Annotated in this window: 20 protein-coding genes; 11 read left to right on the top strand and 9 right to left on the bottom strand. The window is 29.7% G+C overall.

The features are described 5' to 3' along the window. Nucleotides 1–73: 73 nt before the first annotated feature. The 3 genes from KCTC32516_RS11055 to KCTC32516_RS11045 form a co-directional block, all read right to left on the bottom strand. Nucleotides 74–295: a DUF2795 domain-containing protein gene (locus KCTC32516_RS11055; protein WP_301400532.1), complete on the bottom strand. Its 222-nt coding sequence runs from the start codon at nt 293–295 to the stop codon at nt 74–76. A 90-nt stretch (nt 296–385) separates the two neighbouring features. Next, nucleotides 386–961, bottom strand: coding sequence for a cob(I)yrinic acid a,c-diamide adenosyltransferase (locus tag KCTC32516_RS11050; RefSeq protein ID WP_301400530.1), 576 nt, complete (start codon nt 959–961; stop codon nt 386–388). 101 nt (nt 962–1062) lie between these two features. Next, entirely contained in the window at nt 1063–1836 is a 774-nt protein-coding gene (locus KCTC32516_RS11045; RefSeq protein ID WP_301400528.1) for an O-methyltransferase, read from the bottom strand. Between the two features lie 84 nt (nt 1837–1920). On the opposite strand from KCTC32516_RS11045, the gene KCTC32516_RS11040 reads away from it, so the two are divergent. Then, nucleotides 1921–2703: a polysaccharide biosynthesis/export family protein gene (locus KCTC32516_RS11040; RefSeq protein WP_301400526.1), complete on the top strand. Its 783-nt coding sequence runs from the start codon at nt 1921–1923 to the stop codon at nt 2701–2703. 4 nt (nt 2704–2707) lie between these two features. Continuing rightward, complete coding sequence (locus tag KCTC32516_RS11035; protein WP_301400524.1) at nt 2708–5179, top strand: GumC family protein; 2472 nt, start codon at nt 2708–2710, stop codon at nt 5177–5179. Nucleotides 5180–5234: 55 nt separating this feature from the next. Here the strand turns inward: KCTC32516_RS11035 and fumC are convergent, their stop codons facing one another. Then, nucleotides 5235–6632, bottom strand: coding sequence for a class II fumarate hydratase (gene fumC / locus KCTC32516_RS11030; protein ID WP_301400522.1), 1398 nt, complete (start codon nt 6630–6632; stop codon nt 5235–5237). A 157-nt stretch (nt 6633–6789) separates the two neighbouring features. Here fumC and KCTC32516_RS11025 point away from each other — a divergent pair, with 157 nt between their 5' ends. Then, entirely contained in the window at nt 6790–6963 is a 174-nt protein-coding gene (locus tag KCTC32516_RS11025) for a hypothetical protein (protein ID WP_301400521.1), read from the top strand. 74 nt (nt 6964–7037) lie between these two features. Here the strand turns inward: KCTC32516_RS11025 and KCTC32516_RS11020 are convergent, their stop codons facing one another. The 3 genes from KCTC32516_RS11020 to prfB all read right to left on the bottom strand — a co-directional run bounded on the left by KCTC32516_RS11020 (nt 7038) and on the right by prfB (nt 11009). After that, nucleotides 7038–9461 (bottom strand): TonB-dependent receptor, encoded by a 2424-nt coding sequence (locus KCTC32516_RS11020; RefSeq protein WP_301400519.1) that lies wholly within the window; start codon nt 9459–9461, stop codon nt 7038–7040. Between the two features lie 94 nt (nt 9462–9555). Further along, nucleotides 9556–9897, bottom strand: a complete 342-nt coding sequence (gene arsC / locus KCTC32516_RS11015) for an arsenate reductase (glutaredoxin) (protein WP_301400517.1) — start codon at nt 9895–9897, stop codon at nt 9556–9558. A 5-nt stretch (nt 9898–9902) separates the two neighbouring features. Then, nucleotides 9903–11009 (bottom strand): peptide chain release factor 2, encoded by a 1107-nt coding sequence (gene prfB, locus KCTC32516_RS11010; protein ID WP_301400515.1) that lies wholly within the window; start codon nt 11007–11009, stop codon nt 9903–9905. Between the two features lie 96 nt (nt 11010–11105). Between prfB and KCTC32516_RS11005 the strand changes: the two genes are divergently transcribed. Continuing rightward, the gene (locus tag KCTC32516_RS11005; protein ID WP_301400513.1) at nt 11106–13499 is read left to right on the top strand and encodes a zinc-dependent metalloprotease; all 2394 of its coding nucleotides are present in this window, start codon (nt 11106–11108) and stop codon (nt 13497–13499) included. A gap of 77 nt (nt 13500–13576) precedes the next feature. Next, nucleotides 13577–14596: a threonine aldolase family protein gene (locus KCTC32516_RS11000; RefSeq protein ID WP_301400511.1), complete on the top strand. Its 1020-nt coding sequence runs from the start codon at nt 13577–13579 to the stop codon at nt 14594–14596. A 36-nt stretch (nt 14597–14632) separates the two neighbouring features. Here KCTC32516_RS11000 and KCTC32516_RS10995 read toward each other — a convergent pair whose 3' ends face one another. Continuing rightward, nucleotides 14633–15274 (bottom strand): DUF8845 family protein, encoded by a 642-nt coding sequence (locus tag KCTC32516_RS10995; protein WP_301400509.1) that lies wholly within the window; start codon nt 15272–15274, stop codon nt 14633–14635. A 2-nt stretch (nt 15275–15276) separates the two neighbouring features. After that, the gene (locus KCTC32516_RS10990) at nt 15277–15771 is read right to left on the bottom strand and encodes an RNA polymerase sigma factor (RefSeq protein WP_301400507.1); all 495 of its coding nucleotides are present in this window, start codon (nt 15769–15771) and stop codon (nt 15277–15279) included. Between the two features lie 123 nt (nt 15772–15894). Here KCTC32516_RS10990 and KCTC32516_RS10985 point away from each other — a divergent pair, with 123 nt between their 5' ends. The 6 genes from KCTC32516_RS10985 to KCTC32516_RS10960 are packed head-to-tail and all read left to right on the top strand — an operon-like array spanning nt 15895 to nt 20770. Continuing rightward, entirely contained in the window at nt 15895–16791 is an 897-nt protein-coding gene (locus tag KCTC32516_RS10985; RefSeq protein ID WP_301400505.1) for a MerR family transcriptional regulator, read from the top strand. A 54-nt stretch (nt 16792–16845) separates the two neighbouring features. Then, nucleotides 16846–18327 carry a bifunctional phytoene desaturase/3,4-desaturase gene (crtID, locus tag KCTC32516_RS10980; RefSeq protein ID WP_301400504.1) on the top strand — a complete coding sequence of 494 codons (1482 nt, stop codon included), beginning with the start codon at nt 16846–16848 and terminating at the stop codon, nt 18325–18327. Next, nucleotides 18311–19153, top strand: coding sequence for a phytoene/squalene synthase family protein (locus KCTC32516_RS10975; protein ID WP_301400502.1), 843 nt, complete (start codon nt 18311–18313; stop codon nt 19151–19153). Before crtID ends, KCTC32516_RS10975 begins: the two co-directional genes overlap by 17 nt. Beyond that, complete coding sequence (locus KCTC32516_RS10970; RefSeq protein ID WP_436410101.1) at nt 19153–19602, top strand: sterol desaturase family protein; 450 nt, start codon at nt 19153–19155, stop codon at nt 19600–19602. The genes KCTC32516_RS10975 and KCTC32516_RS10970 overlap by 1 nt, the downstream gene beginning before the upstream one ends. Continuing rightward, complete coding sequence (locus KCTC32516_RS10965) at nt 19602–20297, top strand: lycopene cyclase domain-containing protein (protein ID WP_301400501.1); 696 nt, start codon at nt 19602–19604, stop codon at nt 20295–20297. Before KCTC32516_RS10970 ends, KCTC32516_RS10965 begins: the two co-directional genes overlap by 1 nt. A 2-nt stretch (nt 20298–20299) precedes the next feature. Next, nucleotides 20300–20770 carry a TspO/MBR family protein gene (locus tag KCTC32516_RS10960; protein ID WP_301400499.1) on the top strand — a complete coding sequence of 157 codons (471 nt, stop codon included), beginning with the start codon at nt 20300–20302 and terminating at the stop codon, nt 20768–20770. The last annotated feature ends 45 nt before the right edge of the window (nt 20771–20815 follow it).

Below are 20815 nucleotides of genomic sequence, written 5' to 3'. Positions count from 1 at the left end.
AGCAATTACAATTTAATGTTAAATGTAAACAAAAAAAAAGCCTCGATTGAGACTTTCTTGATGTAAATTTTTGTTAATATTCATCTTCGTTCCAAAGATAATCTTCTTCAGTCGGATAGTCAGGCCAAATTTCTATAATAGAATCATAAGCTTCGTCTTCATCTTCAATTTCTTGTAAGTTTTCTGCAACTTCCAACGGTGCTCCTGTTCTAATAGCGTAATCTATCAATTCATCCTTCGTTGCTGGCCAAGGCGCATCTGCTAAATAAGATGCTAATTCTAGTGTCCAATACATTTTTAGTAAAGTTTAATTTTCTGCAAAAATAATTTTTTTAATCAGAAAACCAAGTTTTTTTTGATAAATCTGTCAATAAAATTAAAGAACTTATTTTTCTTTTTCAGGAATCCACGGAGTTTCCTTAACGGATAAGTCTTTAGACAACTTCCGTGCCAATACAAAGAGATAGTCAGAAAGGCGGTTTAAATATTCTAAAATAGCAGGATTTACGGTTTCAGTTTCATTTAAGGCAGTTACTAATCTTTCCGTTCTACGGCAAATGCATCTAGCAATGTGACAGAATGACACGGTTTGATTTCCTCCAGGCAAAATAAAATTGGTCATTTGAGGCAATTCTAAATTCATGGTATCAATTTCTTGCTCTAATAATACAACGTTTTCTGAAGTGATTTTAGGAATATTCAATCGCTCTTTTCCACTTTTTAAGATTTCTTTTTCTGGTGGAGTTGCCAACATGGAGCCAAGCGTAAACAATTCGTTTTGAATTCTAATCAAAGAATTGATTGCGTTTTCATCAATTTTTTGATCTCTAACTAAACCAATATACGAGTTTAATTCATCTACAGTTCCGTAAGATTCTATTCTTAAATGATGTTTCGGAACTCTTGTTCCGCCAAATAATGCGGTTGTTCCTTTGTCTCCCGTTTTGGTGTAAATTTTCATTCTTTTGAGTTGCAAAGTTGTTAAAGTTACAAAGTTACAAAGTTTAAAAGTCGTAGAGTTATAAAATTGTTGTGTTTATTATTTAAACAAATACACTTTTTTTAAACTCTAATGATAAAATGTTCTTTTTCCTGTTCTTTTCTAAAAAATACAATTCCCCACTGAAAGGTATCGATGGTAACTTTTACTTTTGGATGTTTTTTTATTGCTAACCAAGCACTTTCCATTTCTTTGCTCCAATGAATATCATCAAAAATAAAAAAACTTTCGTTATGTATAAATTGAAGACAATGATGAAAGTATTTCAACGTTGCTTCTTTTTGATGATTTCCATCAAAATAAACCATATCTAAAGAATTTTCAAATTTTAATGTTGATAGCGTTTTGGTAAACTCCCCAGTAATCACCTCAATATTTTTAAAAGAAAATTCATCAAATTGTTTTTGTGCTATTTCTGCGGTGTTTTTGCAACCTTCAAGAGTTGTAATTTGAGCATTTGGATTCCCAATATGCAAAGCTGCAGTTCCAATTCCGAGTGAAGTGCCAAATTCTAAAACTGTTTTTGGTTGAAAATAGGCCGTAATACAACTTAATAAAAGGGCTCTGTTAGAAGTTATTCCAGCATATTTAGCAATTTTATAGATTGCTCTTAAGTCACTTTTAAAAACTTTAGAACCAGCACCAAAATCTGTAATTTCAATTTTACTCTTATTGCTTAAAATACTGAATCTATGTGCTTTAAGTGCTTTTTTATTAAAGGAATCGGGTTTTTTATAAAAACATTTTGTGGTTAAATCATATACAAACGGAGAATGAATTCCATGTTGATTTGTAGATCTAATGAGGTACTTTATGTAAGAAAAAACTTTTTGCATATAAAATAATAACAAAATTAAAGGAAAATTATAGGAAGAGCGATATAAAAATTATATTTTTGAGAAGTAATTATATTTTGATCTATGCTTAAACGATTTTTTGTACTTCTCTTAGTTTCTTTTTTAACTTCATGCATCCCAAGTAAAGATTTAATTTATTTGCAAGGTGACCCAATATCTAAAAAAAATATTTATAAGTTAAACAATACACCATATAGGTTGCAAATTGGTGATGTACTGACTATTGATTTAAAAGCTGAAGATGAAAAATATGTAGCGCTTTTTAAGAAATCAAACACTACAAATCAATCAGGTTTAAATGGTGGAGGTTTTGAAAGGGGTATAAGTGATCAAATAGGATATAGAATTGATAGACATGGTAATATTCGATTACCAAGAATTGGAGAAATAAATGTATTAGGGTTTACTACAAAAAAAGTTCGTTTAAAGTTAGAAAAGAAACTTTTAAAGTACTTTAAAAACAAAGAAACATTTTTTGTAACGGTGAGTCTATCAGGAATTAAATATACAATTATTGGAGAAATTGAAAACCCTGGACCTAAAGTTATCTATCAAGCTAATGTAAGTATATTAGATGCTATTTCAAATTCAGGGGATATTTCTATTACGGGAAATAAAAAGAAAGTTGAATTATGGAGAAATAGAAAAAAATATATTTTAGATTTAACAAAGGCAACAATTTTTGATTCTGAAGTTTTTTATATTCAACCAAACGATTATATTAATGTCATTCCTTTAAAGCAAAAATCTTGGGGAACAGGAACAACCGGGCTACAATCATTATCTTCTTTAGTGTCTATTTTTACTTTAGTCACTTCTATTATTTTGCTAAAAAGGAATTTATAAAATTATGAGGAAAAGAGGTTTGTATGAAAATAATTCGCAAGAGAATTCAATAGATATAAAAACGTATGTTTTTAAAATTATTGGGTATTGGAAATTATTTATTGTTACTACTATTATTGCTTTAATTGTAGCTAAATTTTTGAACGGTTATAAAGAAAAATTATACAGCCTAAATACGGTTATTAGCGTTAAAGAAGAAAACAATCCATTATTTTCTACAGGTACAAATATAGCATTTAATTGGGGTGGAGAAAGCCATGAGATAGGTACCGTAAAGGTAATTTTAAAGTCTAGAACTCATAATGAAAAAGTAGTAGAATCATTACAGTTTTACATTGATTATTTAAAAGAAGGAAGGTACAGATTAGAAGATGTATACGGTAGCACACCTTTTAAAATAAAGGTAGAATTAGATAAGCCTCAACTTTATGATAATCTTATTAAAATTGAGGGTTTAGGTGGAGATAAGTACAAGGTTTCATTTGACTATAATACAGAAGGAAGAAACGCTTTAATTACCTATACAAGTAATATTATAGAAAAAGGTACAGGAAATACATTTTCTAGTTACGCATCAAAGGAAATAAATTTTTCAGGAGAATACTTTTCAGGAGAAAAAATTAATTTACCTTTTTTAAACTTCACAATTCATTCTGTTAGTAGTTTATCTCTAGGAGAATTTTATTTTATTAAGTTTAGTAATTTTGACACTACAGTTAAAGGTTACAGGTCTATTAAAATTTCTGATTTAACAGATGGAGCTTCAATTCTTGAGTTAAAATTAGAAGGATCTAATAAAAATAGAATTGTAGATTACCTGAATGCTTCCGTAAAAGTTCTTGAAAAAGATAAAAAAAGCGCAAAAATTGCTTATGCAGAAAATACTAAAAAATATATAGATAACTTATTTAAGATAGAATCAGGGAATTTAAAAAATTTAGAAAAAGAATTAAGTAAATTTAAATCAAAAAATAATATTTATAATTTATCTGCACAAGGATCTGGAATATTAGAAAAAATTACTCTTATAGATTCACAAAAAAGAAATGTAACTAATAATATTGAGTTATTAGATAGTTTAAATAACTATGTTCTTACACATAAAAAATTTAATAAAATCCCTGTACCCGCAATAATAGAAATAGCCGATGGTAAAATTCCAATAGAAGTAGGAGAGCTAATTAGTAAAACGACAGTTAGAGAAAAACTAAGAAATACGGTTACAGATAATCACCCAGATGTTATAGCTCTAGATAAAGATATTGAAACCACAAAAAAAATACTTCTTGAGAATATTAGAAATTTAAAAAGTACGTTTAAAAATGATTTAAAAAAGGTTAATAGCCGATTGTCAGTTGCGTTAAATAAACAAAAAATGTTGCCTGAAAAAGAACAAGGGTTGATCGCTTTTGAAAGAAGTTATAATATGTCTGAAGCTAATTATAATTATCTAAAACAAAAAAGTTATGAGGCAGGAACTGCAATAGCGGCAAATGTTTCTGATGTTAAAATAATTGATACTGCTAAAGATTTGGATAACGGACCTATTTACCCAATACCAAGTTTTAATTATTTACTTGCTCTAATGGTTGGTTTGGTTTTGCCGCTTTTTTATATTATAATTTTAGAGTCTTTAGATAGTAAGATACATTCTGTTGAAGAAATCGAAAGAACATATGCAATTCCAGTTTTAGGTGTTATTGGAAAAAATAATTGGAAAAATAATTTAGCTGTTTTTGAAAGACCAAAATCTTCTGTGGCTGAATCTTTTAGAGCGCTAAGATCAAATGTTAAATTTTTATTTAACACAAATAAATCAGATTCTAATTCAAAAACAATACTAATTACATCTTCTGTAAGTGGAGAAGGTAAAACAATGGTCTCTATTAATATGGCTTCAGTATTTGCTTTAAGCGGAAAGAAAACAGTTTTAATAGGGTTGGATTTAAGAAAACCAAAAATATTTTCAGATTTTGGTTTAGGGAATGAACGCGGGGTCGTAAATTTTTTGATTGGACATAATAGTATTGAGGATGTTACTGTTAATACAAAAGTACCAAACTTAGATTTAATTTTATCTGGTCCAATTCCGCCAAATCCTTCAGAATTATTAATTAGTGATAATACTGATGAGTTAATGAATTATTTAAAAGAAAAATATGATTATATAATTATAGATTCACCTCCAATTGGTTTAGTATCAGATGCTCTAGAATTATTTAAATATACAGATGCAATAATGTATGTAATTCGTCAAAATTATTCTGAAAAAGGAATGATGAAAATGATTGATGATAAGTATAAAAATAAAGAGGTTGCTAATATTAGTTATGTGTTAAATGATTTTTCTTTACAAGGTAAATATGGATATGGATATAGTTATGGGTATGGTTACGGAAAGTATGGAAATGGTTATCATGAAGAAGAAGAAAAAGGAAATTTATTTTTAAAAATAATTAAAATGTTAAAGCCATAAAAAAGCAAAAAAGACTTAAATTATCGAGTCTTTTTTGCTTTAAGGTTGATTGTGATTAGTTTAAATTTCCAATCATTTTTTCTGGTTTTACCCATTCATCATATTGTTCTGAAGTAACATATCCTAAACGAACTGCTTCTTCTTTTAAAGTTGTTCCGTTTGCATGCGCAGTATTTGCAATTTCAGCAGCTTTATAATATCCTATTTTGGTGTTTAAAGCAGTAACTAACATTAGTGAATTGTTTAATAATTCAGTAATTCTAGTTTGATTTGGTTCAATTCCTGTAGCACAATTTTCATCAAAAGACTTACAAGCATCTCCAATTAACTCTGCAGATTGTAAAACGTTAGCAGCCATCATTGGTTTAAAAACGTTTAATTCGTAATGACCTTGCGTTCCGCCAATCGTAACCGCAACATCATTCCCGATAACTTGTGCACAAACCATTGTTAAAGCTTCAGCTTGTGTTGGATTTACTTTTCCGGGCATAATAGAACTTCCTGGTTCGTTTGCAGGAATCATAATTTCTCCTATTCCAGATCTTGGACCAGAAGCCATCATACGAATATCATTTGCAATTTTGTTTAAAGAAACAGCTAACTGTTTTAAAGCTCCGTGAGTTTCTACAAAAGCATCGTGTGCAGCCAATGCTTCAAATTTATTTTCTGCTGTAATAAAAGGCATTCCTGTAAATTCAGCTATGTATTTAGCAACTAAAACATCATATCCTTTCGGCGTATTTAATCCTGTTCCAACAGCAGTTCCTCCTAAAGCTAATTGAGATAAATGTGCCAAGGTGTTCTTTAAAGCTTTTAATCCGAAGTTTAATTGCGCAACATACCCAGAGAATTCTTGACCCAAAGTAAGTGGAGTAGCATCCATTAAATGTGTTCTTCCAATTTTTACAACGTCTTTAAAAGCTTCTGATTTTGCCTGTAAAGTATCTCGTAATTGCTCAATGCCAGGAATCGTGATTTCTGCAATTTTTTTATACGCAGCAATATGCATTCCTGTTGGAAAGGTGTCGTTTGATGATTGAGATTTATTTACATCATCATTTGGCTGAATGGTTTTTTCGCCTTCGCCAATAATATTTCCTGCAATTTCATGCGCTCTATTTGCTATAACCTCATTACAATTCATGTTTGATTGCGTTCCAGAACCAGTTTGCCAAATAACTAACGGAAATTGATCATTGTGTTTTCCTTCTAAAATTTCATCGCAAACCTGAGCAATTAAATCTCTTTTTTCTGATGTTAGAACGCCTAAATCGCAATTAGTAAAAGCAGCAGCTTTTTTTAAGTATGCAAAACCGTAAACAATTTCTAAGGGCATAGAAGCAGAAGGGCCAATTTTAAAGTTATTTCTAGAACGTTCTGTTTGTGCACCCCAATATTTATCAGCAGGAACATTTACTTGTCCCATGGTGTCTTTTTCTATTCTGTATTTCATTTTTTGTGTTGTTTTTTACTCCTACAAAATTACTAAAAGTATCACAATCAGTTATCAACAAAAAGAAAAAATACTTGTTTAAAATAAATTTTAATTATTAGTGTAAATTGAAAATATGTATTATTTTTGTGGTATTAATTATTTTAAAGAAACACAAATGTTAGATTTTTCAGAATTTTCAGGATTTTTATTATTCATGTTTATTTTTACAGCTGGTTTTTGGTTGTTAATCTTCTTATTAACATTTGTTGTTCCTTACTGGATTGGTGGCACAATTTGGGAGAATTTAAAATTAAAAAGAGAAGCAAGAAAAGCTGCTGATAAAGAGTAGTTTTTTTTAAAAAAATATTCAATAAAAAAGGGTTTGCATTTGCAAACCCTTTTTTATGTTCAAATAATTAAGTATTATTTTCCAAAGCCTTCACCACCTTCTTCAAAATCATTATTTTGTTGTGGTCTTTGTTGTTTTTGGTTTTTCTTTTGATTAAAACGATACACAAAACTTAAAGATACTTGTCTTTGTCTCCACTGCATTTCTCCGTAAGTAGAAGAATTTGGTGTGTAAGAATATCCTTTACGTTTTCTAGAATTTAAAACATCACTAATGTTTAAAACCAATGTACCATTGTCTTTAAATAAATCTTTACTAAAAGCTAAGTTTGCACTAAAAATTCCGTCACTCGTACTTTGAGCATTTTTTTGTCCTCCTCTGTAAGACATTGTAGTTTGCCATTGAATACTTGCAGGCAATGTAATTCTTGAATTAAACCTAGCATCCCAATTAGAATCTTTATTTCCAAAATCTACATTATTATATTTACCTACTGTTTCAAATCCATAAAAATTAAAGCTACCAGAAAGATTTACTTTTTTAGAAATACTATAATTGGTGTTAAACTCAAATCCATATCTATCTTCTGATGATAAATTAATTGGAGATCTAACAATTACTGGGATACCATTAACGAAATCTCCTCTTTCTTCACTAATAAATTGATAAATACCAGTTGAATGACGATAATATATTGAGGAATTTAAGGTTAATTTATCCCATTTTTTTAAATACCCAAGATCAAATGAATTTGTAAAAGTGGGGTCTAAATTAACATTTCCTTTAAAAATATTTGTTTCTGAGCTTCTAGATTCAAAAGGATTTAAAAACCAAGATCTTGGTCTTCTTAATCTTTTACTATATCCAAGAGTGATGCTTTCATTATCAGATAATTCATATCCTAAATTGATAGTTGGAAATAATTGAGCATATGATTTGTTGTAATTTTCATTTGTTGTTAGTAAGCTGATGTTTTGTTCAGTTAACTCACCCCTTAAACCAAATAAATAAGAAAATTTTTCAATTTTTTTACCGTATTGAATATATAATGCATATACGTTTTGTTCAAAATCTAAATTATTTGACAGATTAAATTTTGGATCTGAATAAGGTACAGCAGGGGAGTTTTTATAATCTGAAGTTGATTTGTCTAAATCAGCTTTATAGCCTAATTCAAATTGAGAACCATTTTCTCTTGGAAAAACATAATCTATTTGGAAAAGTTTTCTAGTAGAGTTTTGAAGAGTACTATTATTTTCTACAAACGCATTATTTTGAAAAATACTTCCATTTTTATCTTGATCACTTTTACTATACTGTAAATCGATTGTTAATTTTTTCCCATAATCATTTAATCTATTTGTATAGTTAAGAGAATATTGAATTGATTTTGAATCAGATAATTCATTTTCATCTCTAGTTCTGGTATCAGTTAAGTTTTTGTTAGCATCAAAAATTGATACATTATTGGAGGTTGTATTTTGTCCATCAGATTTTCTGATAACGATATTTCCCAAAAGAGAACTATTATTGTTTATATAGTATTCTAATCCAAAGCTAGAATTAAACCCTTTTCCTAATCTATTGTTATTTTTTAATTCATCAAGATAACCAGTAATAGTACCAGAATTATCAAAATAGGTTGAATTGTTAATTGTTTTTCCTGGTCCATTTCTGTAATTATAACCAGTGTTTGTAAAAAGGTTGAATTTTTTAGTTCTATAATTTAAGTTTGTCGAAATTCCGTATTGTGTTGGATCTCCAATAGTTGGGTTGATTGAACCATTAAATCCGGTAACTTTTCCTTTTCTTAAAATGATGTTTAAAATACCTGCAGTTCCTTCAGCATCATATCTGGCAGAAGGAGAAGTAATTACTTCAACTCTTTCTATTGCATCAGCAGGTAGTTGACGTAATGCGCTTGTGCCGTCTAATCCTACTAAAGAAGAAGGTTTTCCGTCAATTAAAATACGTACATTTTCATTTCCTCTTAAACTAACATTTCCTTCGACATCTACACTTACAGACGGAACATTGTCTAAAACATCGGCAACATTACCACCTTTAACAGTCATGTCTTTACCAACGTTATATATTTTTTTATCTAAACGAATATCTACGGTAGATTTTTCTGGAATGATATTTACTTCATCAAGCATTTCGCCATCTTCAGATAAAATTACGGTTCCAAGATTGATGTTTTTATCAATAGTTCTATTATTAAAACGAATTGTTTTAAAAGAAATAAACTCAATACTTATATTGTAAGTACCGCCAGTAATTTTAATGTAAAACTCACCTTTTCCATCAGTAATTCCCCCACTTAATTTGTTGCTTTTTAAGTTTTTTAGAACAATAGTAGCGTATTCTAAAGGTTGTTTGGTGTCTTTGTCAATTACTTTACCAAAAACAGCATACGTTGCTGCTTGAGATGGCCTTTGCGCAAAAAGTGCCGATATACTAAAAAGGCAAATTAAAACTAAAATTGTTTTTTTCATTAGTTTGATTTATTATTAAATGAATAGGACAATAGGTTTGCTAATTGGTTTAAACAAAGACTTGTTAAACTTCTGTTAAAGAAAAGTAGTTAAATTATAAGATGGTTTTTATAATTTCTGGCGGTCTGCCAATTACAGCTTTATTACCGTTAACTACAATTGGTCTTTCTATTAATTTGGGATGTTGTAACATTGCGTTAATTACTTCTTTGTTAGATAATTTTTTTCCTTTGTAATTTTCTTTCCAGATAGTTTCATTTTTTCTGATTAAATCGATAGGAGCAATATTTAACAGTACAATTATCTCTTTTAATTCTTTTTCTGAAGGAGTGTTTTCTAAATATTTAATGACTTCAAATTCTTTTCCAGAATTTTCTACAATTTCTAATCCGCAGCGCGATTTGCTGCATCTGTTGTTGTGGTATATTTTTATCATTTTTTTTATAAAGTTGTATCTGTTTTTTCTTGTCCGTTTATCATCAAAAAGGCTTTTAAAAAGGCATCAATATCTCCATTCATAACAGCGTCTACATTTCCTGTTTCGTGAGCAGTTCTTACATCTTTCACTAATTTATAAGGATGCATTACATAATTTCTGATCTGACTTCCCCATTCGTTTTTCATTTTTCCAGCTTCAATATCAGCTCTGGCTTCTTGTCTTTTTTGCAATTCTATTTCGTACAATTGAGATTTTAGCATTTGCATTGCGGTTGCTCTATTGTCGTGTTGAGAACGAGAATTTGAACATTGAATCTGAATTCCGGTTGGTTTGTGTGTTAACTGAACTTTGGTTTCCACTTTATTCACATTTTGTCCGCCAGCGCCACTAGATCTTGCTGTCGTTATTTCAATGTCCGCTGGATTTATTTCAATTTCTATAGAATCATCAGCAACCGGATACACATATACAGAAGCAAAAGAAGTATGTCTTTTTGCATTGCTATCAAAAGGCGAAATCCGTACCAAACGATGTACGCCGTTTTCTCCTTTTAGCCAACCAAAAGCATAATCGCCATCAAATTCTAATGTCACGGTTTTAATTCCTGCTGAATCTCCACTTTGATAATTTAATTCTTTGATTTTTAAACCATTTTTCTCTGCCCACATCATGTACATTCTCATCAGCATTTCTGCCCAATCGCAACTCTCTGTTCCGCCTGCTCCAGCAGTAATTTGAATTACAGCACTTAAATTATCGCCTTCATCAGAAAGCATATTTCTGAATTCTATGGCTTCTAGTACTTCTTCTGTTTTTGTGAATTGTGCAACAACTTCTTCTTCAGAAACTTCATCTTCTTTGTAAAAATCTAACAATACTTGAACGTCTTCTAATAAACCAACAACCGTATTATAATCGTTTACCCATTTTTTTTTGATTCTGAGTTCTTTCATAAAAGCTTCCGCTTCTTTTGGGTTATTCCAAAAATCTGGCGACATTGTTTTTTCTTCTTCATTGTTGATTTCTATCAGCTTTTGCTCAATATTTAAATACTGTTGAAGCTTAGAAATTCTATCAGAAATATTTTTTACTTGTTCTTGTGTAATCATAGGTGAAACAAAAATAAGTTAAAAATTATGATTTAATATTTTATTCAATCTTATTTCTCATCAATATTTTATAGTTTTATAGAAAATCTATCAACCATGAAAAAATTGACCATTTTAGTACTATTTGTTTTTATCAATCAAACCTGTTTTTCACAATTTTTTAAAGACAATAAAAAAGTAACGAAGTATAAAGGGTACTTCAACTTTTATTATGATAGCAGTACCGACAAAATATTTTTAGAAATCTCAAAACTAGAAAGTGAGTTTTTATATGTAAACGCACTTTCTGAAGGAATTGGTTCTAATGATATTGGTTTAGATAGAGGAAAATTGGGAGGTGGAGCAGTGGTGTTTTTTAGAAAAGCTGGAAATAAAATTTTATTAATTCAGTCAAATCAAGAGTATAGAGCATTAACCGATAATGTTGAAGAAAAAAAATCGATAAAAGAAGCTTTTGCAAAATCTGTTTTACATGGTTTTGTGATCAAAGAAGAAAAAAACAACACCTATTTAGTAGATGCAACTTCGTTTTTTATGCAAGATACTTTTGGAGTTTCTAACACATTGTCTAGAAGCGGAGAAGGAGCTTACAATGTAGATCTTTCTAGAAGCGCTTTTAATTTAGCAAGAACCAAAGCATTTAAAAAAAATGTAGAATTTGATGTATTATTGACTTTTAAAGGAACACCAAAAGGACGAAATTTATGGTCGGTTACCCCAAATGCAACTGCAGTAACGGTGTATCAGCATCATTCTTTTGTAGAATTGCCAGATAATAAATACAAACCAAGAGTGTACGATCCGCGTTCTGGTTCTTTTCCGATGTCTTATATGGATTATGCTACGCCAGTAAATCAATCCATTACAAAAAGATTTATTTACAGACACAGATTAGAAAAGAAAAATCCAAATGCTGCAATTAGCGAACCTGTTGAGCCGATTGTATATTATTTAGATCCAGGAACGCCAGAACCTGTAAGATCTGCTTTGTTAGAAGGTGCAAGATGGTGGAATCAAGCTTTTGAAGCCATTGGTTATAAAGATGCTTTTCAGGTAAAAGTGTTACCAAAAGATGCAGATCCGTTAGATTTAAGATACAATGTAATTCAGTGGGTTCACAGATCTACAAGAGGTTGGAGTTATGGCGGAAGTATTTCTGATCCAAGAACTGGAGAAATTATAAAAGGACACGTAAGTTTAGGTTCTTTAAGAATTAGACAAGATTTTTTAATTGCGCAAGCTTTACAAGCTCCGTATGCTACAAATACACCAAATGACAAATTCGCGTTAGAAATGGCCTTGGCAAGAATTAGACAATTAGCAGCTCATGAAGTTGGTCATACATTAGGTTTTGCACACAATTACATTGCTAGTACTATTAACAGATCATCCGTAATGGATTATCCACATCCGCAGTTTTCTTTAAAAAATGGAAAAATTGATTTTTCAAATGCCTACGCAACAGGAATTGGAGCATGGGATAAAGTAACGGTTGCATATTCATATCAACAATTTGTAAAGAACGAAGAAGAAAGTTTACAAAGTATTTTAAATACTGCTTTTGCAAAAGGATTGCGTTTTATTACCGATCAAGATGCAAGACCTAAAGGAAGTGCACATGCGTTTGCACATTTATGGGATAATGGGAAAAGTGTTTCAGATGAATTGAACTCTTTATTAGAGATTAGAAAAAATGCGATTGATAAATTTTCTGCGGATAATATTAAAAGCAAAGAACCTTATTCTGTATTAGAAGACGTTTTTGTTCCGTTGTATTTTTTACATCGATATCAAACAGAGGCGGTTTCTAAGATAATTGGAGGATTAGATTATAATTACGCAATAAAAGGAGGAAAGCAAACCATCGTAAAAAGAATTCCCGGTTCGGAAGAACGAGAAGCACTCTCGGCTTTATTAAAAACAATTGATGTAGAAACCATTGCAATTCCTACTTCAAAATTAAAGTTGTTTCCGCCAAGAGCTTTTGGTTACGGAAGAACAAGAGAATCTTTTAAAAGTAAAGTTGGTGCAGAATTTGATCCTTATGGAGCAGTAGAAACGGCTTCAGAAATGACTTTAGAATTGTTGTTTCATCCACAAAGAGCAGCACGTTTAGTAGTACACAAAAGTTTAGATAAAACACAATTAGGATTAGAAGAATTGATTGATGAAGTTGTTCAGAACACGTTCAAAAAAACGCATAAAAACAGTTATTATCAAGAACTACAAAATGTTGTAAACGAACAAGTTTTAAATCAGTTGTTTTATTTAGCGGCAAATCAAAATAACTACAAACAAGTAACAGCAATTGTATTTTATAAACTAGATGAAATCAAAGCCCTTATAAGAAGGAATGAATCAAAAGGAATTCAAAAAATGTACGATGAAGCACTGATAAAAAGTATTGACGATTTTAAAAAGGATTCTTCTAAATTCAAAAAAGTACAATCACCAAAAATTCCAGACGGTTCACCAATAGGAATGGATTAAGTAGTTAAAAGTCAAAAGGTAAAAGTCAGAAGGTAAAAGACGAAAGGTAAAAGTTAAAAAATAAGTAATAATAAAAAATGAGAATAGATTTAATAAGCGATACAGTTACCAAGCCAACAAAGGCAATGTTAACCACAATGATGAATGCAGAAGTTGGAGACGATGTTTTTAAAAGTGATCCAACAATTAATGCGTTGCAAAAAAAAGCGGCCAAAATGTTTGGAATGGAAGAGGCGTTATTTTTTCCGTCAGGAACCATGGCAAATCAAACTGCAATTAAATTACATACACAACCTGGAGACAGAATGTTTTGCGATAAGTGGGCGCATGTGTATAATTTTGAAGGTGGCGGAGCAGCATTTAATTCAGGAGTTACTTCTCATTTAATTGATGGAGAAAGAGGAATGTTTACTGCAGAACAATTGGCGTATGCGGTTTCTGGTAGAGCAGATATTCACGCGCCTTATTCGCGTTTGGTTTGTATAGAAAACACCACAAATAAAGGTGGTGGCGCTTGTTGGGATTTTGAAGAACTTCAAAAAATAAAACAAATTTGTATAGAAAAAAACGTAGCATTTCATTTAGACGGAGCAAGATTGTTTAATGCCTTGGTTGCAAAAAATGAAACACCAACACAATACGGAGAACTATTTGACACCATTTCAATTTGTTTGTCAAAAGGATTGGGTGCGCCAATTGGTTCTATTTTATTAGGAACAAAAGAACACATTGCAAAAGCATTGCGAATCAGAAAAGTCTTTGGTGGCGCAATGCGGCAAGCTGGTTATTTAGCAGCAGCAGGAATTTATGCATTAGATAATCATGTAGAACGATTAGCGGACGATCATTTAAGAGCCAAAAAAATTGGAGAAGTTTTAGAAGCCTGTTCTTTTATAAAAAGTGTAGAGCCAATTGAAACGAATATTGTCATTTTTTATACAAATGATACTGTTGATGAGAATGATTTTGTAACTAAAATGGAAGAGAAAAACATTCATTTTATTTCTATGGGTGATGGAAAACTACGCATGGTGACACATTTAGATTTTACTGATGTTATGTTAGATAAATTAATAGCTGAATTAAAATCATTTTAAAAGAAAAGCTCCAACATAATGTTGGAGCTTTTGTTATCAATTTAAATGTTCTAAATGATCGAGTTCTTTGTAATTTTCATGTAACTTTTTAAGTAATCTTCCATAAGTAAACTTATAAAATAGCCAAATAATTGTAAAGGTTATTACTACTAATATTGCACTAGTAACTATAAAAATTGTTATAACAGTATTAGTTTCTATATTTAAACCATTTGGGTTCATTACTTTTGTTAAGACATCTGGCTGTCCTAATAAAATAAACATTAAAACAATATTAGAAACGATGATGGTTCCTAAATTGTAATACACATAATACCTAACTGTTTTTCTAACAGATAAAATTTTATTCATTAATCTTTTAGTACTATCTGTAATTGAAATAGAATTGTAATTTCTGTAGAATAATATTAAAAAAACAAAAATGACTACATAATGTACATACGTAGTTGCTTTTAACAACTCCATTAATTTAAAATCTTTATAGACTTCCATATATTTTTGTGGAATCAAAAAGGTTAAACTTGTCCAAAAAATGAGTTCAAGGATTCCAACAATTAGTATCCATTTTACTACTGATGAAGATTTTGAATGTGACATTTTGTAAACATCAATATTAGAAACCGCATTTGTCTCTACTGGCTGATTTTCCCAAGATTTTTTATATTTTTCTAAATCCATTTTTATGGGTTTAATATGTTTTTTAACTTTTCTTTTGCTCTATTCATTTTAACTCTTGCATTTACTTCAGTGATCCCTAAAGTTTCTGAAATTTCTTTATAAGGTTTGTTTTCTAAATACAAAAATATGAGCGCTTTATCAATATCATTTAATTGATGAATTGCTTTGTATAATGCTTCTAATTGCAACTCTTCGGTATTATCGTACTCGCTAGATTTTATTCTATAACTAAAATCATCTATATCTTGAGTTTTAATACTTCTGGTCGATTTTCTATATAAAGAAATTGCGGTGTTTAATGCTACTCTGTACATCCAGGTGCTGAATTTTGAATCGCCTCTAAACTTGCTGTAATTTTTCCATAGTTGAATCACAACTTCCTGAAACAAATCATTATGTGCATCTTGATTTGTAGTGTAGATTCTACATACTTTGTGAACAATATTTTGATTTTGCTCAAAATCCAGTAAAAATTTAGACTCTAAATCTTTTTGCACGTTAATAATTGGTTAGTTTAATGTTATAAGTAGCTCAAAAGTAAAAAATGTTACAGACTTAGGCTTTAAAATTTTACTATTAAAATGAAAATCATATATTTGTTTAATTAAACTAATTTTAAATTGAACAATATAAAGACAAGCTTTACAATTAAAGACTTAGAAAATCTATCTGGAATTAAGGCGCATACAATTAGGATTTGGGAAAAAAGGTATCAACTGTTATCGCCAGAAAGAACGAGTGGAAATGCACGATATTATGATACTAAAAACCTCCAGAAATTATTGAATGTTTCTTTGTTAAATAAAAATAATTATAAGATTTCGAAAATTGCAAAATTATCTGAAGAATCAATTGTTTTAATTGCAAGAGAATTAGCGAATAAAAATGCATTGGTAGACAATTCTATTAATGCATTTAAAATGGCAATGTTTAGTTTTGATCAAGTATTGTTTAATCAAACCTATAATCAATTATTGATTAATAAAACATTTAGAGATGTTTTTAAAGAGGTGTTTATTCCTTTTTTAGACCACATAGGTTTAATGTGGCAAACAGACACTTTAACTCCTGCTCACGAACATTTTGTTTCAAATTTAATTTCACAGAAAATACAAATCAATATTGAGAAAATTCAACAAAATTTATTGGTAGATGATAGCGAGGTCTATGTGTTGTTTTTACCTGAAAATGAAATTCATGAATTAGGATTGATGTATTTAAACTATGAACTATCTTTAAGAGGAAAAAAGACGATTTATTTAGGACAAAGTATTCCGTTAGACAATTTGAATTCTCTTTTAACAATGTTTACTAAAATAAAATTTATATCCTCTTTTACAGTTGCTCCAGTGGATTTATTAATGAATGACTATATTAGTGAGATCGATGTGAAATTAAAAAACACAAAACACGAATTTTGGGCTTTTGGTAATCGAACTAAAAATCTAAATTCTACTGATTATAATGGTCAATTTTTATTTTATAAAGGCTTGATTGATTTGTTAAAAGATTTATAAATTTTTTTGATTTATGTATTTTTGTTTAATAAAATTGTATATTTGTTAAACAAAATGAAAAAACAAATTCACATTATAGGTTCAGGATTCTCATCATTATCTGCTTCATGTTATTTAGCAAAAGCTGGTTTCGACGTTACGGTGTATGAGAAAAACAAGACAACAGGAGGTAGGGCGAGGCAATATAAAAAAGAAGGATTTACCTTTGATATTGGTCCAACTTGGTATTGGATGCCAGACGTTTTTGAGAAGTTTTTTAACGATTTTGATAAAAAACCATCAGATTTTTACGAGTTAGATCGATTAGATCCTGCATATCAAGTGTATTTTTCTGAATTAGAATCTATTATTATTTCTGGTAAATTAAAAGAAATTTTTGATGCATTTGAAAAAGAAGAAAAAGGAAGTTCTAAATATTTGAAAGATTTTTTAGATGCCGCAAAGTTTAATTACAATACGGCAATTAAAGATTTGGTATACAGACCTGGAGTTTCTCCGCTTGAATTGATTACTCCGGTAACAATTAAAAGAATCAATCAATTTTTCTCAACCATTAGAACCCAAGTTCGTAAAAAAATTAAAAGTCAGAAGTTGATTCAAATATTAGAATTTCCTGTATTGTTTTTGGGCGCAAAACCAAGTAATACTCCCGCGTTCTATAATTTCATGAATTATGCAGATTTTGGCTTGGGAACTTGGCATCCAAAAGGAGGAATGTATAAAGTGGTAGAAGCAATGACAACTTTAGCTTCCAGTTTGGGAGTTGTGTTTGAGACAGATGCAAATGTCGAAAAAATTTGTTTGGATGATAGTGGTAAAACCACTGGTTTAATTGTAAATGATGTATTTATACCATCTGATATTGTGGTTAGTGGAGCAGATTATCATCATACAGAAACCTTATTACCGACTAAATACAGACAGTATTCAGAAAAGTATTGGAGCAAAAAAGTGTTTGCACCTTCGTCATTATTATTTTATGTTGGGTTAGATAAAAAGCTAAAAGACGTTTCACATCATACATTGTTTTTTGATACTGATTTTGATGAACATGCAAGAACAATTTACGATGATCCTTCTTGGCCAGAAAAGCCATTATTCTATGCAAGTTTTCCGAGTATAACAGATGCTAGTTTAGCTCCGGGCGGAAAAGAAGTAGCAACTTTTTTAATTCCTTTAGCACCAGGATTAGAAGATACAGAAGAGTTAAGAGAAGTCTATTTTACAAAAATTATTGATAGATTAGAAAACTTAACAAATCAAGAAGTAAAAAGCAGCATTTTATTTAAAAAATCATATTGTGTAAATGATTTTATCAAAGATTACAATTCGTATAAAGGGAACGCTTATGGTTTGGCAAATATTTTGACTCAAACTGCTTTTTTAAGACCTAAAATAGAAAGTAAAACAGTCAAAAATTTATTTTTTACTGGTCAATTAACAGTTCCGGGTCCTGGAGTTCCTCCCTCATTAATTTCTGGAAAAATAGTTTCCGATTTAATTATAAAAAAACATTCGTATGAAAGCACTATTTGATGAGGTTTCTAATAACTGCAGTAAGTTGGTTACTAAAAAATACAGTACTTCGTTTTCGTTAGCGGTAAAAATGTTATCACCAAAAATTAGAACAGCCATTTATAATATTTATGGTTTTGTTCGTTTTGCTGATGAAATTGTAGATTCTTTTCATCAATATGATAAAAAAAAATTAATCAATAAGTTTGAAGCGGACTATTATGAAGCTTTAGAAGACGGAATTAGTTTAAATCCAATTTTAAATGCATTTCAACAAACGGTTCTTCAGTACCAAATTTCTGATGATTTAATTCAGGCGTTTTTAAAAAGCATGAAAGCGGATCTATATAAAACAGCATACAAAACAAAGGAAGAATATGATTCGTATATTTATGGTTCTGCCGATGTAGTTGGGTTAATGTGCTTAAAAGTTTTTGTAAATGGTGATATTCAAAAATACGACGAATTAAAATCTGCCGCAATGCGATTAGGCTCTGCTTTTCAGAAAGTAAATTTTTTAAGAGATTTAAAAGATGATTTGGAAGGTTTACAGAGATCTTATTTTCCGAATGTAGATTTTCGAGCATTAAATAACGAATCTAAAGATCAAATTATAAAAGAAATAGAGGAAGATTTTGAAGTTGCTTTTAAAGAGGGGATTTTAAAGCTTCCTGTTGAGGCAAAATTTGGTGTCTATGTTGCATATCGATATTATAAAAGATTATTAAAAAAATTAAAACAGACACCTTCTTCTAAAATAATGGAAACAAGAGTTAGAATATCTAATCCGATGAAAATAAATTTACTAGCAAGAAGTTTTGTAAAATATAAACTAAATTTAATCTGATGTTTTTTGCTTTAACGACTTTGATAACATTTTTAACAATGGAGGGCATCACTTGGTGTACACATAAATATGTGATGCATGGTTTTGGTTGGTTTTTACACGAAGATCATCATCAGCCAGGATATCCGCATGTCTTTGAAAAAAATGATGCTTTTTTTGTAGTGTTTGCAATTCCAAGTATTTTATTATTTTATTTTGGAATTAGACCAGAAATCAACTATTTATTCTTTATCGGTTTAGGGATTTTATGTTATGGAATTGCCTATTTTTTAGTACATGATGTGTTAATTCATAGACGTTTTAAATGGTTTAGAAATACAAGTAGTATGTATTTAAAAGGGTTGAGAAAAGCACATAAAATTCATCATAAACATTTAGATAAACCAGATGGGGAATGCTTTGGAATGTTGTTTGTGCCTTTAAAATATTTTAAAAAACACAAAGGCTAATGTATTTGTATTTGCTATTAAATATTGGCTCAATTAGCTTTCCTTTATTGTATTCTTTCAATAAGAAAATGAATTTCATTAAACAATGGAAAACGTTTTTTTCGTCAATACTTATAGTGGCAACATTTTTTATTATTTGGGACGTTATTTTTACCAAAAATGGAATTTGGGGTTTTAATGAAGCCTATCATTTACCTTACAAAATTGCAGGTTTGCCGATTGATGAAATGTTGTTTTTTATTTGTATTCCGTATGCTAGTATTTTTATCCATTATTCCTTAGAATATTTTAAACCAAAGCTTTTATTGTCTTCTAAAGCAGTAAAAGGAATCACTTATTTTTTATTGATTATTACGGCTGTTACATTGTTTTTTAATTTAGATAAATGGTACACAAGTATTAATTATTCATTATTAATACTTACTTTATTAGTTGCACTATTTTTTGCTGAAGACATTTTAAAGCGATTTTACATTGCTTTTGTCATTATTTTAATTCCGTTTTTAATTGTGAACGGAATCTTAACAGGTAGTTTTATAGCAGAGCCAGTAGTTTGGTATAACAATTCAGAAAACCTGGGAATTCGTCTATTTACAATCCCTATTGAAGATATTGGTTATGCTTTTAACATGCTTTTTTGGGTGGTATTTTTAAATGAACAATTTAAGAAGTCTAACTTTTTTAAAACAGTATAAAAATGAAAAACAAGTATATTTTATTCGTAATTTTCTTTGTGGCAAACGTTGGTGCTTTGGGCATTGGAACTATTTTAATGAATGATGGCCCAGCATCAAATTGGTACACATCACTAAATCAGGCTCCTTGGACTCCAGAAGGTTGGGTTTTTGGTGCTGCTTGGACAACAATTATGGTGCTATTTTCATTTTATATGACCAAATTAGCATTGCTTTTTAAAGAGAATAATTCTTTTTTAATACGATTATTTCTAGTACAATGGATTTTAAATGTTAGTTGGAATTATTTTTTCTTCAATCAACATTTAACAATTGTTGGATTTGTTGTAATAATTAGCCTATGGTTGTTGGTAGGTTTTTTTACATTCAATTTTATCAAACAATTAAAATGGTACACCTTGTTAATTGCACCCTATTTAATTTGGTTGACAATTGCGTCAACTTTAAACGGATACATAATTTTATACAATTAAGAAAATGAATAACATATATTTACTTTGTTTATTTTTAAGCATAAA

Source organism: Polaribacter huanghezhanensis (assembly GCF_030444335.1).
Taxonomy (GTDB): domain Bacteria; phylum Bacteroidota; class Bacteroidia; order Flavobacteriales; family Flavobacteriaceae; genus Polaribacter; species Polaribacter huanghezhanensis.
Note: the sequence above shows the minus strand (reverse complement) of the source record. Positions and strands in the feature narration are given on the sequence as shown.

Coding starts and splice junctions, on each gene's coding strand:
- KCTC32516_RS11045 (WP_301400528.1), bottom strand. CDS start 1,836: ATGCAAAAAGTTTTTTCTTACATAAAGTACCTCATTAGATCTACAAAT.
- KCTC32516_RS10960 (WP_301400499.1), top strand. CDS start 20,300: ATGAAAAACAAGTATATTTTATTCGTAATTTTCTTTGTGGCAAACGTT.
- KCTC32516_RS11020 (WP_301400519.1), bottom strand. CDS start 9,461: ATGAAAAAAACAATTTTAGTTTTAATTTGCCTTTTTAGTATATCGGCA.
- KCTC32516_RS11005 (WP_301400513.1), top strand. CDS start 11,106: ATGAAAAAATTGACCATTTTAGTACTATTTGTTTTTATCAATCAAACC.
- prfB (WP_301400515.1), bottom strand. CDS start 11,009: ATGATTACACAAGAACAAGTAAAAAATATTTCTGATAGAATTTCTAAG.
- KCTC32516_RS10970 (WP_436410101.1), top strand. CDS start 19,153: ATGTTTTTTGCTTTAACGACTTTGATAACATTTTTAACAATGGAGGGC.
- KCTC32516_RS10965 (WP_301400501.1), top strand. CDS start 19,602: ATGTATTTGTATTTGCTATTAAATATTGGCTCAATTAGCTTTCCTTTA.
- KCTC32516_RS11040 (WP_301400526.1), top strand. CDS start 1,921: ATGCTTAAACGATTTTTTGTACTTCTCTTAGTTTCTTTTTTAACTTCA.
- crtID (WP_301400504.1), top strand. CDS start 16,846: ATGAAAAAACAAATTCACATTATAGGTTCAGGATTCTCATCATTATCT.
- arsC (WP_301400517.1), bottom strand. CDS start 9,897: ATGATAAAAATATACCACAACAACAGATGCAGCAAATCGCGCTGCGGA.
- KCTC32516_RS11035 (WP_301400524.1), top strand. CDS start 2,708: ATGAGGAAAAGAGGTTTGTATGAAAATAATTCGCAAGAGAATTCAATA.
- KCTC32516_RS11025 (WP_301400521.1), top strand. CDS start 6,790: ATGTTAGATTTTTCAGAATTTTCAGGATTTTTATTATTCATGTTTATT.
- KCTC32516_RS11050 (WP_301400530.1), bottom strand. CDS start 961: ATGAAAATTTACACCAAAACGGGAGACAAAGGAACAACCGCATTATTT.
- KCTC32516_RS11000 (WP_301400511.1), top strand. CDS start 13,577: ATGAGAATAGATTTAATAAGCGATACAGTTACCAAGCCAACAAAGGCA.
- fumC (WP_301400522.1), bottom strand. CDS start 6,632: ATGAAATACAGAATAGAAAAAGACACCATGGGACAAGTAAATGTTCCT.
- KCTC32516_RS11055 (WP_301400532.1), bottom strand. CDS start 295: ATGTATTGGACACTAGAATTAGCATCTTATTTAGCAGATGCGCCTTGG.
- KCTC32516_RS10975 (WP_301400502.1), top strand. CDS start 18,311: ATGAAAGCACTATTTGATGAGGTTTCTAATAACTGCAGTAAGTTGGTT.
- KCTC32516_RS10995 (WP_301400509.1), bottom strand. CDS start 15,274: ATGGATTTAGAAAAATATAAAAAATCTTGGGAAAATCAGCCAGTAGAG.